Origin of the sequence: Paenibacillus tabacirhizosphaerae, from assembly GCF_040812395.1 — a bacterium.
Taxonomy (GTDB): Bacteria; Bacillota; Bacilli; order Paenibacillales; family NBRC-103111; genus Paenibacillus_E.
Genome location: NZ_JBFNXH010000004.1, coordinates 406,139 through 422,141 on the forward strand (window position 1 = coordinate 406,139; position 16,003 = coordinate 422,141).

Annotated in this window: 14 protein-coding genes and 1 pseudogene; 2 read left to right on the plus strand and 13 right to left on the minus strand. The window is 47.7% G+C overall.

Translation table 11 applies throughout. The annotated features are described in order from the left end of the window. From ABRS97_RS10395 to ABRS97_RS10410, 4 genes and pseudogenes are all read right to left on the minus strand, one after another. Positions 1-1,482: pseudogene (locus ABRS97_RS10395) on the minus strand (hypothetical protein); the annotation flags it as partial. A gap of 233 nt (positions 1,483-1,715) precedes the next feature. Next, on the minus strand, positions 1,716-2,195 hold the full coding sequence (rlmH, locus tag ABRS97_RS10400; protein WP_367813512.1) for a 23S rRNA (pseudouridine(1915)-N(3))-methyltransferase RlmH: 480 nt from the start codon (positions 2,193-2,195) through the stop codon (positions 1,716-1,718). 178 nt (positions 2,196-2,373) lie between these two features. Further along, positions 2,374-2,541 (minus strand): CxxH/CxxC protein, encoded by a 168-nt coding sequence (locus tag ABRS97_RS10405; RefSeq protein WP_367813514.1) that lies wholly within the window; start codon positions 2,539-2,541, stop codon positions 2,374-2,376. A 36-nt stretch (positions 2,542-2,577) separates the two neighbouring features. Continuing rightward, positions 2,578-3,798: a S1C family serine protease gene (locus ABRS97_RS10410; RefSeq protein WP_367813515.1), complete on the minus strand. Its 1,221-nt coding sequence runs from the start codon at positions 3,796-3,798 to the stop codon at positions 2,578-2,580. 204 nt (positions 3,799-4,002) lie between these two features. On the opposite strand from ABRS97_RS10410, the gene ABRS97_RS10415 reads away from it, so the two are divergent. Beyond that, positions 4,003-4,212, plus strand: coding sequence for a hypothetical protein (locus ABRS97_RS10415; protein ID WP_367813517.1), 210 nt, complete (start codon positions 4,003-4,005; stop codon positions 4,210-4,212). On the opposite strand, the gene ABRS97_RS10420 is transcribed toward ABRS97_RS10415, so the two are convergent. From ABRS97_RS10420 to ABRS97_RS10445, 6 genes are all read right to left on the minus strand, one after another. After that, on the minus strand, positions 4,181-4,981 hold the full coding sequence (locus tag ABRS97_RS10420) for an MBL fold metallo-hydrolase (protein WP_367813519.1): 801 nt from the start codon (positions 4,979-4,981) through the stop codon (positions 4,181-4,183). The genes ABRS97_RS10415 and ABRS97_RS10420 overlap by 32 nt on opposite strands. 55 nt (positions 4,982-5,036) lie before the next feature. Continuing rightward, a complete protein-coding gene (yycI, locus tag ABRS97_RS10425) occupies positions 5,037-5,867 on the minus strand; it encodes a two-component system regulatory protein YycI (protein WP_367813521.1) in 831 nt (276 codons plus the stop codon). A gap of 33 nt (positions 5,868-5,900) precedes the next feature. Next, complete coding sequence (locus ABRS97_RS10430) at positions 5,901-7,190, minus strand: YycH family regulatory protein (protein ID WP_367813523.1); 1,290 nt, start codon at positions 7,188-7,190, stop codon at positions 5,901-5,903. Then, on the minus strand, positions 7,187-9,016 hold the full coding sequence (gene walK / locus ABRS97_RS10435; RefSeq protein ID WP_367813525.1) for a cell wall metabolism sensor histidine kinase WalK: 1,830 nt from the start codon (positions 9,014-9,016) through the stop codon (positions 7,187-7,189). The genes ABRS97_RS10430 and walK overlap by 4 nt, the downstream gene beginning before the upstream one ends. Positions 9,017-9,018: 2 nt before the next feature. Continuing rightward, positions 9,019-9,738, minus strand: coding sequence for a response regulator YycF (yycF, locus tag ABRS97_RS10440; RefSeq protein ID WP_367813527.1), 720 nt, complete (start codon positions 9,736-9,738; stop codon positions 9,019-9,021). A 125-nt stretch (positions 9,739-9,863) separates the two neighbouring features. Continuing rightward, complete coding sequence (locus ABRS97_RS10445; RefSeq protein ID WP_367813529.1) at positions 9,864-11,399, minus strand: peptidoglycan DD-metalloendopeptidase family protein; 1,536 nt, start codon at positions 11,397-11,399, stop codon at positions 9,864-9,866. A gap of 334 nt (positions 11,400-11,733) precedes the next feature. Here ABRS97_RS10445 and ABRS97_RS10450 point away from each other — a divergent pair, with 334 nt between their 5' ends. Next, complete coding sequence (locus tag ABRS97_RS10450) at positions 11,734-11,997, plus strand: hypothetical protein (protein WP_367813530.1); 264 nt, start codon at positions 11,734-11,736, stop codon at positions 11,995-11,997. A 25-nt stretch (positions 11,998-12,022) separates the two neighbouring features. On the opposite strand, the gene ABRS97_RS10455 is transcribed toward ABRS97_RS10450, so the two are convergent. The 3 genes from ABRS97_RS10455 to dnaB form a co-directional block, all read right to left on the minus strand. Continuing rightward, positions 12,023-12,709, minus strand: coding sequence for a hypothetical protein (locus ABRS97_RS10455; protein WP_367813531.1), 687 nt, complete (start codon positions 12,707-12,709; stop codon positions 12,023-12,025). A 127-nt stretch (positions 12,710-12,836) separates the two neighbouring features. Further along, on the minus strand, positions 12,837-14,123 hold the full coding sequence (locus ABRS97_RS10460) for an adenylosuccinate synthase (protein WP_367813533.1): 1,287 nt from the start codon (positions 14,121-14,123) through the stop codon (positions 12,837-12,839). A gap of 465 nt (positions 14,124-14,588) precedes the next feature. Then, positions 14,589-15,953, minus strand: a complete 1,365-nt coding sequence (dnaB, locus tag ABRS97_RS10465) for a replicative DNA helicase (protein ID WP_367813535.1) — start codon at positions 15,951-15,953, stop codon at positions 14,589-14,591. Between the last annotated feature and the right edge of the window lie 50 nt (positions 15,954-16,003).

Here is a 16,003-nt window from a genome sequence, read left to right on the forward strand (position 1 = left end):
ATCTTCTCCGGAACCTTCTACAGAGACACCGGGTCCCACTGTATCTTCTCCAGAACCTTCTACAGAGACACTGGGTCCCACTGTATCTTCTCCGGAACCTTCTACAGAGACACTGGGTCCCACTGTATCTTCTCCGGAACCTTCTACAGAGACACTGGGTCCCACTGTATCTTCTCCGGAACCTTCTACAGAGACACTGGGTCCCACTGTATCTTCTCCGGAACCTTCTACAGAGACACTGGGTCCCACTGTATCTTCTCCGGAACCTTCTACAGAGACACCGGGTCCAACTGTATCTTCTCCGGAACCTTCTACAGAGACACCGGGTCCCACTGTATCTTCTCCAGAACCTTCTACAGAGACACTGGGTCCCACTGTATCTTCTCCGGAACCTTCTACAGAGACACTGGGTCCCACTGTATCTTCTCCGGAACCTTCTACAGAGACACCGGGTCCAACTGTATCTTCTCCGGAACCTTCTACAGAGACACCGGGTCCCACTGTATCTTCTCCGGAACCTTCTACAGAGGCACCGGGTCCAACTGTATCTTCTCCGCCTATGCTGTTTTCGATTGTACCTGATTCCTCTTCTAGTTTACCACTGTTATCTATTTGAGGCACTTTACAAATTTCTATAATTTCAGCATTAAAAACATTCTCCATTTTCGTACGAGTATCAATTTCATCCTTTGTACCATTTTTCAGGTAGACACGACTAATTATTATTTTCAATGCTTCTTTAAACTTCTCCATAGGTAGATCAGTTATAACATCATGGTCTTCAGTAAAATCAATCTTTAACACACTTTTCGCTTTCCTGGAAAAAGGTAGAAACCTATCTAATTTTGTGGTTTCTAATTTATATATAGCTAGCATTTGTTTCTCATCTTCACTCCAATCAATTTCATTCCTTACGAATTCGAGAAAAGAAAAAAACCTAATGCCATTTTTAATGGTACTCGGAGTTTCATCAAGTATTTTAGCCATGTCACTAATAGTCTCACCCTTTTTGAATCTACTAACAAATCTTTTAATAAAAGCTATTGTAGACCATTTTTTTACACTTTTATCCCCTGAGTGCCTCATTGTAATAAAAGCTTCAGCAGAATTTCGGTCTGGGGCTAATACTACCGGAAGATTTTTTAAATAATTTTTCATCTCTAAATCAATTAGAAGTATTTTACCGAGATTTTTATTGGAAAGTAACGAAGGCTCTAGTAGTAATTTACATGCAGAGATTCTTCTGTTACCCTCCAAAACGACATACCTTCCGTTTTCAATAGTTAAAACTGGCTTCTCAGCTAAGGGTAAACCCCTATTAGATTTAATTTGCTTAGCTAGTTCTATTGCATTTTCTTCATTTGCTAAGAAATTCAAAAGATTTTCCTGTGTAGGTGACTGTATAAACACCCTGGGGTTGTCGTAGTCTAGTAAAACCTCTGCAACATTTACCGTAATTTCCTTCCAGTCCGAGTAGGCCATGAGAACCCTCCTTACTTATTCTAGTAACATAATTATAGTTCAAATATAGCTCATAACAAATAATAATTAGTATATTTGTCTCATACTGGATAATTGCTGCTCTCTGTTTTATACTACCACTCAGTCCCTCAAACAGGAATATTTGTTGCACAAAAGTTTTAATTAGAGATAGGTGATCTTATTCTCTTTTATCCCACCCTAATTTCAACATCATTCACCAAAAACCGTTGCCGTTACTTATGATACGGTTCCCCCCGATTTATCCGCATCGCGCGATAAATCTGCTCCACCAGCACCAGCCGCATCAGCTGGTGCGGCAGCGTCATGCGGCCAAAAGACAGCCGCATATCCGCCCGGCGCAGCAGCTCGCTCGACAGTCCGAGCGAGCCGCCGATAATGAAGGCCACCTGGCTTCGCCCGTAGGTGGCCAGCTTATCGAGCGAGCTCGCCAGCTGCTCGCTCGTCCACATCTCGCCGTCGATGGCCAGCGCCACGACGTACACATCCGGGCGCAGCGCCGCCAACAACCGCGCGCCCTCACGATCACGCACCTGCTGCTCCTCAGCAGAGCTCATATTCTCCGGTGCCTTCTCGTCAGGCACCTCAATCATCTGCACCTTGGCATAAGGCCCAAGGCGCTTCACGTACTCCGCGATCCCGTCCACAAGATAGCGTTCTTTCAATTTCCCCACGGTAAGTATCTGTATATGCACAACCGATCCCCTTTTCTACAAAGCATTTGCCCTCAAATTCCCTTGAATTCCTTCGCCTTCTCTTTATTTCCCTTGATTTCCCTTAATTTTTTTCAATATTCCTTAATGTTTCTCGATCTCACTTCATATTTTCCGCTCTTCCCCAAGCAATAACAAAAAAAAGAGGCCTCAGCCTCCCTCAAACAACTAGAAATCGCGCCGACTCCTGACAATGCTCGCACCGCGTTGGCGGCTCCCAATTAGCGAAATGGGTCTTCTGTAAATCCACAATGTCCGGAGCCTCTTCATATTCATCAACGAATTCATCGATCGCGATTTCCACATGATCTTTACAAACTACATGCATGCAAATACCTCTCTCATCCGCGTTGTTTCCCACTCTTTATTTATCGCTCGCTTCCGCAAGTGTAACGGATACACTCATTTTTTTACCGCCGCGGTAGTAGGTTACGTTCACTTTATCCCCGATCCGCTTCTCGTTGTATAAATATTTGCGGAGTCCGATGGTGCTCTCAATCTTGCGGTCATCCAGCTGCACAATCACGTCCTGTGCCTTGAGGCCAGCATCTTTGGCAGGACCGGATACATCGAAGACGATAACTCCAGTTTTCACATCTGCAGGGAGCTTTAATACATCCGTTCCGCTAAAAGCTTGCAGTTCTTGCGTCGATACCCCAATCAGCGGCCGTTTCACTTTATGATCAGTGATCAAACTATCAAGAATCGGTTTCACGCTACTAATCGGAATGGCAAAACCGAGCCCTTCCACACCCGTGTCTGCGATCTTCATGGAGTTAATGCCGATGACTTTACCTTCAATATTAACTAGAGGCCCTCCACTGTTGCCCTGGTTGATGGCAGCGTCGGTTTGAATAACGTCCATTTCCCAGTCGTAATCGCCGCCTTCGCGAGTAAGCGATACCGGAATCGTACGCTTGGGCGAAGAAATAATTCCCTGCGTCACCGTCGGCGAGAACCCGAGCCCTAACGGATTGCCCACGGCAATCGCCGTCTCACCGGCACGCAGCTGCTCGGAATCGCCGAATTCTGCGATGACCTTCACATCTTTTCCATCCGCTTCAAGAACAGCCAAATCGGTAATCCGATCACGCCCGACCAATGATGCTTTCCTATGTTCACCTTGGAAATTGACAATTTCAAACTGTGTGCCGCTCTCCACAACATGACTGTTCGTGACAATCCGAACCTTGTCGCCATTGCGCCCGAAGATGACGCCAGATCCGATGCCAATACCGGTATCCTGACCGCTCTTCTCATCTTTCTTCATGGAGATAACGCTGACGACAGCGGGCTTGATTTTCTCCGTTGCGGTTATAACTGTATCACTGTTCATCGGATGCGCTTCCGCTTTCGTTGAAGCAGGCACGGCCAACGCTCTTTCAGCAGAATCACTTTTACTGAACCCGCCAACCAGCCATACGAACAAAAGCATCAACAGCGCACCGCCGAATCCAGCGATAAGTGCTACGTTTCGTCTACGATCGGCAAAGCTTCCAAACGGGATCGATCCTTTAGGACGCCAAAGACGCTGCTTTTCCCTTGACCTTTTGGTCGAATAGAAATCATCATCAAACAAACTCATACCGGATCCCCCCTCGCTGACGAGGACTGATGACGATAAAGTAGATGACATTACTCCATCAACAGCCCTGACGTGCACCATTCTTTTTTCCAAAAAAGGAATGTTTCGTTCCGTTCTTGCCTACAATAATAGTAAACCAAATCTCTTGCCGAAATACTAGAGTAAATACAAACTTTAAACAAAGAACCCAAAGGAGAATGTACAATGAACCGTATCCATTCCCATTTCGATGAAATCAATATGATCGGCAAGCTCGCTGACCTCAAGGAGAGCCACTATCACCAATCTCTCGTTCTCTCATCTCTCATTCAAGTATTAATTGATAAAGGCATCATTTCCGCGCAAGAGCTCCAACAGAAATCCAAAGAATTGGACGCGGCGCTTACTCCGAATGGAGCACATCCCATTTCGTAGGCCGATCAAAATACGTATCCATCAGCCGCAGCTGTTTCGCCTCAGGGGCACGCTCTTGTACTATGTTATTCACAGTCAGCCTGGCCAAATCCATTAAATTATGATCACGGCTGAGATGCGCCATATAGACGGACTTCGTCTTGCTGGTTAACACATCACAGAGCGCTTCCCCTGCGGCTTCGTTAGATAAATGCCCCTTGTCCCCGAGGATACGGCGCTTAATGCTCCATGGATAATGTCCCATGCGCAGCATTTCCACATCGTGGTTCGTCTCCAGCACCATGGCGTCGGAATCGATAATTTTCTCTTTCACTTTGGAACTCATGTAACCAAGGTCAGTAACCACACTCAATTTCTGCTCACCATCATAAAAGCAGTACCCCACCGGCTCCGCCGCATCATGGGAGATCCCGAACGATTCCACCTTCAACGTGCCGAAATCCTCGGCAGATCCAGTCTCCATGACGCGTTTATTGCCTTCCGCAATCTCGCCGATTTGACGGTCCAACTCTTCCCACGTCTTCTCATTGGCATAGATCGGCAGATTGTGCTTGCGTGCCAATGCTCCCAGCCCTTTAATGTGATCCGAGTGCTCGTGCGTAACCAGAATCGCGTCGATACTACTGGCAGCAACTTCGCGTTCTTTCATCAACTGCTCCATTTTCTTCGCGCTGAAACCTACATCCACAAGCAGCTTCACTTCTCCGTTATCGATCACCGTTGCATTGCCCGTCGAGCCGCTCGACAGCACCGTAAATCTTAATCCCATACCTCTTACTCCTCTATATCATGCCTTGTTTGTCGGTCACTGTTTATTCGTCCGTCTATTTCTGATCACTATCTTTATTCGCCTTGTCTTTATCTCCGCTCTCTGCCTTCTTCCCATCCGATTCCTCCACGGTAAACGGCATAAGCTCAGATCCTTTCTGCGGCGGCTCCACAGCACCGTTAAAAGCCTGTAAATAATAAATGTCGCCATTATCAATCGTCACCCGCCAGTGCGGAAACATCGGCTGTGTGGGAGAATTATAGCGCTGACCGTGATACCCTAGACGTACTTCCGTAATGATGGAACCCTCATTCAAATAATTTTCCACCAAGCTGCGAACAGCCAACTGCGCGGGAATAAGCTTTTGCTCCGTCTGTTCTACTCCTGATTCTACTTCAACGTACGTTTGTCGGTAACTGGTAATTTCTCCGTTTTGTTCTTTCAACTCTACATTCACATCAAATAAAGGAAGCTTGCTATAAAGCTGGTTAAACAAGAATACGCCATTTTTACTCGTGACCGAATCGAATTGATACAAGTCGAAATGCGGGATTTCCGAACGCGCCTGCACCTCTTTGCTAGCCGCTTTCCCCAATATATTGGCCATGCTCATGGGCGTTTTCAGCGACTTCCTATCTCCCGGCTTGAAGCTCTCATCGAACCTGACGGTAATAACCTTCATTTTGGGAAGGTCGGTCGGCAAATCATCGGTTAACCGGATATTTTTGCTGCGCAGCACGCGATTCAGCTCTTCCACTGTACCTGACGAATCGGCAGCGATTTCCGTTTGATTGGAACGATTGGTGGACCACAGCTGGAAACCGAGAATTATATTCAGCAACAAAAAAGATACAATCAAAATCGTTTTAGCCCGGCCCCAGTTCATGGCTTCACCTGCCTTCGCCTCAATGAGTCAATCTTATTCCATAAAATCATACGTACCGTCCCGCAGCTCAAGCGCCCACGTCGGTACGAGCACCACCGTCTTATCCGATATTAGTGGCCGATACGCAGGAAAGATGGAAAGAATGCTCGTCCGTCGCTGATAATACTGCAGCCTTTCTTCAAGCGCATCTCCGGAAATCAACTCCGCATCCCGGCGTTGTCCTGTCTTCAGGTCCGGTATCACCATCGACCGCTCGAAGCCCGTTACGATTCCCTTCTGAACCTGCAGCTTCAATGAGCCAAACCCCTCCAACTGGTTTGCAATAATGGGAAAGGACTCATAATACTGGCGGAACGTAAACGTATGGTTGTCGTAGGGCTGCTTCTGCGGTGTTCGAGCCACCACATATTTCCCATCCCAACCGATATGCTGGTTGATAAACTTGATGCCCGCTTGCACATCTTGTCGTACATCGCTCTTACTTTCAACCGGAGCCACCGGATCGGAATACGTCACCCACCGCTGGTCGCGATTGATTTGGAATCCGCGTTTACTGTCTGTATAAATTTCAGAGCCGTCCCGTTCTTTCAAGTTGCGCGTAATCCCCGGATCAACAAACAGGCTTTGCTTCAACTGATCCGCTGTCAGCTGACTGTAGTTAAACGTGTAACTAGACACGCGAATCGGTTTCACAGGCAAATAATAATCCCCGTTATTCATCGTTTTGTACAAGTTCGTCAGGTCGCCGTAAGCAGCGAAATTCTCTACGTCTTTACTCGTAAAATCGGCCCGAACCACTTCATACCCAATACTCGGGGAGTCTGTAAAAAAGAACGCCCGCACATCTTCGTTATTTCCTTTGCTAAAAATCCAAATCCGTGTAATTTTATCGTTATCTACAGGGATTTCCCCTTCGATACGAAGCGTTTGCTGTAGAATGCTGAAGGGGACACCTTCATGAAACCGGATTTCCACGCCTTGTTCTTTCGTACGAACATCTTCCCAATTCACATTCGCCAAGTACATCGTTGTTTTACGAAATCCATCGAAACTCCGTTGTTTAATATTGTCCAGCAGCCGCGTGTAATAATAATTGCTTGGATACAACACTGAATGCTGCTGATTACCCAAATGCACAATAATTTGATCCGGGAACAGCATATCCTGCAGTTCCGACTGCTTGCCCAGCGTTTCCGTTTGCACATAATTGCTCTGCTGTATCGGCTCAATTTGAGGTGGATTGTAGGAAGCCAGCAAGAAGCTCTGATACAAGCTAAACCCAATTAAGACAACGAGAATGATTGATTTCAAGCTTTCTATCATGCCTCATCATCCTCCCCTTGACCCATCGGCAGCGTGAAAATAACCCGAGTTCCTTGCCCAAACTCCGAATCCAGCGCGATCGTTCCGCCATGCGCTTTCACTATTTCCCGGGCAATAGAAAGGCCCAATCCGGTCCCGCCCATATTTCTCGAACGTGCTTTATCTACCCGATAAAACCGGTCAAAAATGCGGGATAAGTCCTTCTTCGGAATCCCGATCCCGTTATCCTGAACCGTAATCTCCAACATGTCCTTGTCAATTTTCCTCGCACTAAGGTGAATCGCACCCTCATCGCCCGTGTATTTGATCGCATTTGACACCAAATTATCGAGTACTTGGTCGATTTTGTCGCGATCCAGCAGCAAGCTGGCCACACCTGGCTCCACATGAATGTGGATGCGGATTTTCCGCTGACGCAACTGGAAAGAAAAGCGGTCAGCGACTTCCTCCAGCATTTCGCTGACGCGCGTCGACGACTTGCTCATCATAGATTGCTTCGAATCGAGCCGCGATAGATGCAGCAGATCCGTAACCAAACGGATCATCCGCTCAGTCTCGCTGCGCGTAACGCTGATGAACCTCGATGCAAGCTGCGGCTCTTCGATCGCGCCGTCATCCAGCGCCTCCAGATAGCTCTTGATCGTCGTTAGCGGGGTGCGCAACTCGTGCGACACATTCGCCACAAACTCGCGTCTCGCCTGTTCCAGCTTCTCCTGCTCCGTGACATCCTGCAGCACCGCAATAATCCCCGTCTGTCCTTCGCCCCGCCTGTGAATCGACGTGAAGGTGATTCGAACCGATAGTTGCTCCTCCTCATCAGGAAGCTCAATATCAAGCAGCGTCGTGTTGACTTGCCCTTCAATAAATTGGCGGATTGTATCCATTGGGATGCCTAGCACCTCGGATATTTCCCGCCCCAGCGTAACCTCTTCCTCCGTTTGCAGGATTTGCTTCGCCCTTCGGTTCAAGACAATGACTTGCCCTCTGTCATCTGTGGCGATAACACCGTCATTCATATTCGTCAGGATCGATGCGAGCTTCTCCTTCTCCTCTTCATTCAGCGAGAGCGCTTCCTTCAACCGGTTCATCATGAAATTAAACGTATGCCCGAGCTGTCCGATTTCATCCGTGCCCTGCACACGCACCTGCTGGTCGAAATTCCCTTCCGCCACGGCCGTCGCCTGCCGCGTAATCTCTTTAATCGGGTTGGTAATCGTACTCGACAAGATAACGCCAAGAATTGCCGTCAAACCAAGTGCAATCAGCGTTCCAGAGATCAAAATGCGATTAATAGTAGCGATCGTTTTATATACATCTTCCATCGAAGCGATAATATAGACAGCACCCAAGACACGGACGCCACTCCCGACAGGCTTCGCAATGACAACCTTCCGGTAACCGTCCTCATCCGTAAAAATCCGCTGATTATCCTTAATCCCCTGCAGTGCCCTTATCACCTCAGGCTGCGTGTTCCTTTGCTTCAAAGAGCTTGGCACTGAGGAGCTGATCACATTCCCGTTCACATCGATAATCTGTATTTCCGCATTATTAATTGAAAATAAATTACTGACGAATTCATTCAAATCGGAATATGATTTCTTGCCTTCCGTACTTTTGCTATCCTGATCGCCGGTTAAATAGGAACCTACGAAGCCGGCAAGCAGCGTCACCTGACTATTGCGCGAAGCCAGGAAATCGTTCTTAAAATACGTTTCGACCGTCTTATAAAAATAAACGCCTATCAGCTGCATCGCTATCAGAATCAGCAGAACGTAAATAATGATCAGCTTCGATTGGATGGATTGAAAGAAGCGGATGCCTTTCATGCTTAGAAGCCACCGGCTTTCGGGCTCTTCATCATATATCCAAGACCTCGTCGGGTCATAATGTACTCCGGACGGCTCGGGTCCGTCTCCAGCTTCTCGCGCAGGCGCCTTATTGTTACATCTACTGTACGTACATCACCGAAATATTCAAAGCCCCATACCGCCTGCAGCAGGTGCTCACGCGTCATCACTTTGCCTGAGTTTTTGGCCAGGTATTGAATCAGCTCAAATTCCCGGTGCGTCAAATCAAGCGGAGTCCCGTCTTTATAGACCAAGTACATATCGTTGTCGATAAAAAGCCCATGAATCCGCATCCCATTCCGGGGGGCGTCCGAATCCGTCGGAGCCGTCAGCGCTTTCGTCTGTCTGCGCAGGTGCGCCTTCACTCTGGCCAGCAGCTCTCTTGTGCCAAAAGGCTTGGTCACATAGTCGTCGGCACCCATTTCCAGTCCAAGCACTTTATCCAGTTCTGTATCTTTGGCCGTCAGCATAATGATAGGAGTATTCAGCTTCGATCGAACCTCTCGACAGACATCCATCCCATCCTTCACGGGTAGCATGAGATCGAGCAAAATTAGATCAGGCAGCTCCGAAAATGCCAGCTCAACGGCGCTCCCGCCATCATAAGCGCATATAACTTGATAGCCCTCTTTTTCTAAATTAAATTTCAAAATATCTGCAATCGGTTGTTCGTCATCCACCACGAGTATTTTGCCAAACAAACCTACCACCGCCTACGTCAGAAAGTCATCCATCATCTTACATACTTCTGTCTATTTTACCATAACTTCACGCAAAAAGAGACAAGGTCCCCGTGATGTCCGGTTGCCCTCGCCTCTTGATTTAACTACCGATTCAAATATTTTAAAGGATTTTGGAGTTCTCCGCTTTTGTGCACTTCGAAATGCAAATGCACGCCAGTCGAATCGCCCGTACTTCCCATAATGCCGATCTTATCGCCCTTCTCCACGATCGTGCCTTCGGAGGTGGTAATCTTGCTCATGTGCCCGTATAAAGTCTCATAACCGTTCAAATGATTAATAATAACATAATTGCCGTAATCTGATTTATAACCGGTTTCGATGACTTTGCCGTTGTCAGCTGCCATAATGCTCTTATTGCCAGTAATATCGATGCCTTTGTGCAGCTTGCCCCAACGGACGCCGAATGTACTTGAAATACTTGGCGAAACGACCGGCCATGCGAACTTGCCTGTACCCTCGCCTTTAATCACCTTCGTGCCTTTTTTTACTTTGGCGGTGACTGGCTGATCGATGATATCCTCATCAATGAGTCTCTCATCGGTCATTAAGCCGTTGACCTTCGTTACTTGAATTGTCACCTTTTTCATCCCGTTCTTGCCCGGGGATATCGGTTGAACAACACCAACACGCATCGAATCATCTTTGACATATTCGGTATCATATTGAATCTCCTGATTCTGGACAACCCGTGCCGTCGTTTTCACAGACAGCGTCGGCTGTAGAACCGTAACATCCAACTGATTGCCGATCTTCAGTTTATCATCTTGCAGACCTGGATTCTTATCATAAATAAATTGTTTGGAAATGCCCAGCTTTTTGGCGATGCAGGAGACACAATCCCCTTCGACAACCGTATATTTGGCTGGTTGTACATCACCGGTTTGCAGCTTTTTGACGACGTCGTCAGGATTCGCTAAATCCTTCGGATCAACAGGAACTTCGACCTTATCTACTTGCTGAACAAATTCTACTTTGTCGAGTTCAGATGGCGCTGTTGAAATATCTACGCCGACACTCGCCGAAAGCGCAGATACCTTAGCGGATTCCTTGGCTTTGGGTGCGAATGGTGCCTGCACCTGTTCAAGAATGCGTTCTGCTGTTTGTTCATCCTTCACAATCGCAATCACTTTGCCATCTACTTTCAACTCAACGCCAGTTGGCTGAGGCACTAAAAGCGCATCTAAAGAAGCAATGACCGAAGCGTCATTCACTTTTACATTGTAAGCCCTTTCAGCCCTGTAGGTAACACCATTTGTTTCAAGAACTACGTGTACGTCCGGAAAATTTTGCTGCACTTCATGCGGTCTATTTTGCTTATAATCATCGATAATCTTGCTGTCGCTAATAATACCGATTTCTTGTTCGTTCAACATAACATGGTATACATTAACCATGCCCGCTTCTACATATTGATGTCCTGCGAAAGTGATTGCCCCTGTCAGCGCAATTGCGCCTACGCCTAGAACGAGAGGCCATTTATGTCGTTTCATTACCGTCAGCGTCGTCGTTGTTCCTGCTTGCTGCTGCTTGTCTGATTCATTTCCGGTCAAGCTTTCTCGCTTAGCCTTGAATCTCTCGATGAGATCCATGACAAAGCGCATACCCCTGAAACCTGTCATGATCTTCTCCCTTTGAACGGTTTTGCATCCACAGATACATAAATAAACCTTGATTAGACATAATAACCATAGAACTATGTCTTCCTTTTGTTAAATTTACCACACTTTCTTTGCCTATTTCAACATTATCTCGGATAGGCTGTGATAGATTCGTATCAATCACCAAAAGACGACGCCGAAAATCCGGTTTTTTGTAGAGAAATCCTACACTTTGACCTAATCGGTAAAAACCGTGGCGAAATCTAATGCTAGCGACATATGCCTGAGAGCGACATGTACAATTAAACGCCTACGATGTCGATTTCAAACGAATGACTAGAAGGAGGACTTTCCAATGGAAAAAAGTCTAACGGCTACCTTTCATAACGTGGACAACCTGGAGCAAGCGGCCGAACAGCTCAAACGTCAAGGCGTGCTGGATATTAAATTTAACAATATAGGTCCGTTAGTCGTTGATTATCAGTCTGATTCGCTTCTTCAGAGTCTGGGAGATCCATACACGGCCACATCCTATTCCCTAGAAGTTTGCGTCCAAAAGTCGCGATACCGCGAAGCCGAGGATACCATTACGAAATTCGGCGGACAGCTCCAGTCTTAATTTGACTAGGCACTGCTAGTATTTGCTAGTATTTTTTAATAATCTCCATAAGCTGGTTGTACTCTTGTTCGTTCAAATATTTTTTGAGCGTTTGATCGACCTCCTTTAGCTCACTCGCCGTGATGCCATCCTCAAATAAAACGGATAAGTGCTGGACCTCGCTTTGCGGAAGCTTCGATACGACAAGTGAGAACATCTTCATCTTGTCATCGCTGGATAGTGCCTCTTTCCTCTTGGCGAAGTCCTCAGTAGAGAGAACGAGGTCTTTTTTCTGAACGTCTGTCTCCGCACGGGCTCGCCCCATCACAGCAACCGAGTCATCCTTGGCATCGGCATTAGCGCCTGCTTTGGCATCTGAATCCGCAGCATCTGTACTAGGAGGGTTACCCCTTTGCGGATCTGCTGGGCTCATCTTGTTCCCATTCGGACTTGCACTAGGACTAACCGCTGGCTGATCTGCTGGGCTCGATATCTGGTTTTGTGCGGTTGCCGCTTGTTTGCCCCCGTCTCTTGGCTTAACTATATTCAGCTCTTCCGCCAATCTTGCCGCAAATTCGGTAAATTGAACCTTATTACCCATAGCAGGGATGTGAAATTGTCGAAAAATATCCTCAACATACATGTTCACTACATACCATGTCGTAAATACGGATATCGATGTAATAAGGACGGTTCCGATCACAATTTTGCTTAACCATTGCATCAGTTTCATTGCTTGCATCACTCCTGGCGCATAATCAACTGCCTCCTTCCCAGTATTGACGAATTCATGTCCATTAAATCCCTTTACAAAAAAAGAAATCCTCTAAGCTGACAACCAGCCTAGAGGATTATTGGTATTAAGAGTAGATAGGGCGAACCAGATTCGTTTGCTCACGGTTACGGCCTACGGAGAAGATGGCAATCGGAATGCCTGTCAATTGGGACACACGCTCAACGTAATGTCTTGCATTTTCCGGCAGATCGCTCAGAGAGCGTGCTTCTGACACATCTTCGGTCCAACCTGGAAGCTCTTCATAAACGGCCTCGCACTCCGAGATTGCCTTCAAGCTTGCTGGGTAGTGGTGAATTAATTCGCCGCGATACATGTAGCCTGTGCAAATTTTCACTGTCTCAAGTCCTGTCAAAACGTCAATAGAGTTCAGGGACAAGCCAGTGATGCCGCTCACGCGTCTTGCGTGGCGTACTACTACACTGTCGAACCAACCTACACGGCGTGGACGGCCTGTAACCGTTCCGTATTCGAAGCCTTTTTCACGAATCCATGCGCCGATTTCATTGTCCAGCTCGGTAGGGAACGGGCCATCGCCAACACGAGTTGTGTAGGCTTTTGCCACACCGATAATGTTATGAATCTTCGTTGGGCCTACACCGGAACCGATACATACGCCACCAGCTGTCGGATTCGAAGAAGTTACATACGGATAGGTACCTTGGTCGATGTCCAGCATAACGCCTTGAGCGCCCTCGAACAGCACTCTGCGGCCTTCATCGATATATTCGTTCAGAACGACTGACGTATCGGTTACATAAGGGCGCAGCACCTCTGCATATGCGAGGTATTCCTTCAAAATCGGCTCTACATCTAAGCCTGTCGAACCGTACACTTGCTCGATCAGCACATTTTTCTCCGCTACGATACGTCTAAGCTTGATTTCGAATTCCTCAGCGTCCATAAGATCCGCAATCCGAATGCCGTTACGAGCGGCTTTGTCCATATAACAAGGTCCAATCCCTTTGCGGGTCGTACCAATTTTACTATCGCCTTTGCGATCTTCCTCAAGACCATCGAGCACCAAATGATACGGCATAATCACATGCGCGCGATCACTGATATTCAGGTTCGTTGTCGTAAAGCCATTATCATGAATGTATTTAATTTCTTCAATAAGTGCAGCTGGATTAATGACCATGCCATTCCCAATTACACACGCTTTATCTTTGTAAAAAATACCGGAAGGAATCATGGTTAGCTTATACTTCTTACCGCTAATAATAATCGTATGGCCTGCATTGTTACCACCTTGGTAACGAGCAACCACCTCAGCGGACTCAGCCAAGAAATCCGTGATCTTCCCTTTTCCTTCATCTCCCCATTGCGTACCGACAACAACAACCGTTGACATGTGCACTAACCTCCGTACGGTGACGAATCACCCATAATGAGCCGTTATGGCTTTTGTGCCACAAAGGAAAGTTGGACTTCATTAAAGCACTAAAGCGTCAAGTCCGCGCTACTTTCCCTTTGGCGATGCAACTACCTCTTAACACGCAGGCCATCAAGCTGTGAAGACCCGATTAGAGGGCTTACTCACCGCAAAGGAACACGTAAGCTCACATAAACCCGCTGACCTCAGCGTCCTTAAGTTAACTTACCTCTCGGCATGAAAAACGACCTTTACTCGAGGCTGCCTACTGTCTTGGAGCCTTTCGTTCAAGGTTTTTTTCACCGTCTTTAGTGTAGCAGTCCCCCTAAGCAAAGTCAATAAATAACGAACAATTATACAAGTGCCCGTATAATCGTTCGGAAATTGAACATAATAATAGGTTAAGCTGCGATTACCTGCTCTGAAATGAAAAAATGACAGCCGTCAGTATTGCCCGGCTGCCACTTCTTGATGGCTTCGATCCATATTTACGAATTTGTTGAATTGCTTCAAGAATGCTAGCTCTACTGTTCCTACCGGACCGTTACGCTGTTTAGCGATAATGATCTCGATGATGTTTTTCTTCTCGGATTCTTTATCATAGTAATCGTCACGGTAGAGGAACGCTACGATGTCGGCATCTTGCTCAATCGAACCGGATTCCCGAAGGTCAGACATCATCGGACGTTTATCTTGACGCTGCTCTACGCCCCGGCTAAGCTGCGAGAGCGCAATCACCGGCACATTCAGCTCACGGGCAATCTGCTTCAGCGTACGGGAGATCTCAGAGACCTCCTGTTGGCGGTTGTCGCCTTTACCGCGGCCGGCAATCAGCTGCAGGTAATCGATGAGGATCATGCCGAGCCCCTTCTCCTGCTGCAAGCGGCGGCACTTCGCGCGGATATCGGCGACGGTAATCGATGGTGAATCATCGATGTAGATGTTCGCTTCCGACAGTGCGCCGATGGCCATCGTCAACTTCTCCCAATCGTCGCCTTCGAGGAAACCCGTCCGCATCCGATTCGCATCGACATTAGCTTCGGCGCAAATCATACGCTGAACGAGCTGCGCCGCGCCCATCTCGAGCGAGAAGATCGCGACGGTTTCCTTGGCACGCACGCCCACATTTTGCGCCACATTCAGCGCGAAGGCGGTTTTACCGACTGACGGCCGCGCGGCCAGGATGACAAGGTCCGATCGCTGGAAGCCGGACGTCATCTTGTCGAGGTCCACGAAGCCCGAAGGGATTCCTGTGGAGCCTCCCTTATGCGAGTAGAGATGTTCGACTTTCTCGAACACCTCCATGAGCACGTCGCGAATGGCGACGAAGCCGCTCGAGCTGCGGCGCTGCGAAATCTCGAGAATTCGCGCTTCCGCTTCACTGAGCATGCCGCCCACGTCGTCTGCATTGGCATAGCCGTTGGAGACGATTTCCGTTGCTGCGCGAATGAGACGGCGCAGCATGGACTTCTCCTCGACAATCGCCGCGTAGTAGTCCACGTTGGCCGCCGTCGGAACGGCATTAGCGAGTTGAGAAAGATACGTCACACCGCCGATCTCCTCAAGCTGCTGCTTGTCTTGAAGACGCGCTGTCAGCGTAATCAGGTCGACGGGCTCCTGCTCTTCGGCAAGCTCGACGATCGCTTCGAAGATACGCTGATGCGTACCTCGGTAGAAATCGTCGCTCGTTACCCGCTCCATGGCGGTAATTAACGCTTCGCCTTGAAGCAAAATAGCGCCGAGCACGGCCTGCTCGGCTTCTATATTTTGTGGGGGGACACGATCCATAAACATATTATCTCCGCTCATGACTTCGCACCCGCCTCTCTTGTTAGTTAATGTCGTTTAAAAAGCTAACT

Excerpts from the sequence above, each read along its gene's own strand:
- ABRS97_RS10405 (WP_367813514.1), bottom strand. The coding sequence starts at position 2,541 with ATGCATGTAGTTTGTAAAGATCATGTGGAAATCGCGATCGATGAATTC.
- ABRS97_RS10410 (WP_367813515.1), bottom strand. The coding sequence starts at position 3,798 with ATGAGTTTGTTTGATGATGATTTCTATTCGACCAAAAGGTCAAGGGAA.
- ABRS97_RS10415 (WP_367813517.1), top strand. The coding sequence starts at position 4,003 with ATGAACCGTATCCATTCCCATTTCGATGAAATCAATATGATCGGCAAG.
- ABRS97_RS10420 (WP_367813519.1), bottom strand. The coding sequence starts at position 4,981 with ATGGGATTAAGATTTACGGTGCTGTCGAGCGGCTCGACGGGCAATGCA.
- yycI (WP_367813521.1), bottom strand. The coding sequence starts at position 5,867 with ATGAACTGGGGCCGGGCTAAAACGATTTTGATTGTATCTTTTTTGTTG.
- ABRS97_RS10430 (WP_367813523.1), bottom strand. The coding sequence starts at position 7,190 with ATGATAGAAAGCTTGAAATCAATCATTCTCGTTGTCTTAATTGGGTTT.
- walK (WP_367813525.1), bottom strand. The coding sequence starts at position 9,016 with ATGAAAGGCATCCGCTTCTTTCAATCCATCCAATCGAAGCTGATCATT.
- ABRS97_RS10445 (WP_367813529.1), bottom strand. The coding sequence starts at position 11,399 with ATGACAGGTTTCAGGGGTATGCGCTTTGTCATGGATCTCATCGAGAGA.
- ABRS97_RS10450 (WP_367813530.1), top strand. The coding sequence starts at position 11,734 with ATGGAAAAAAGTCTAACGGCTACCTTTCATAACGTGGACAACCTGGAG.
- ABRS97_RS10455 (WP_367813531.1), bottom strand. The coding sequence starts at position 12,709 with ATGAAACTGATGCAATGGTTAAGCAAAATTGTGATCGGAACCGTCCTT.
- ABRS97_RS10460 (WP_367813533.1), bottom strand. The coding sequence starts at position 14,123 with ATGTCAACGGTTGTTGTTGTCGGTACGCAATGGGGAGATGAAGGAAAA.
- dnaB (WP_367813535.1), bottom strand. The coding sequence starts at position 15,953 with ATGAGCGGAGATAATATGTTTATGGATCGTGTCCCCCCACAAAATATA.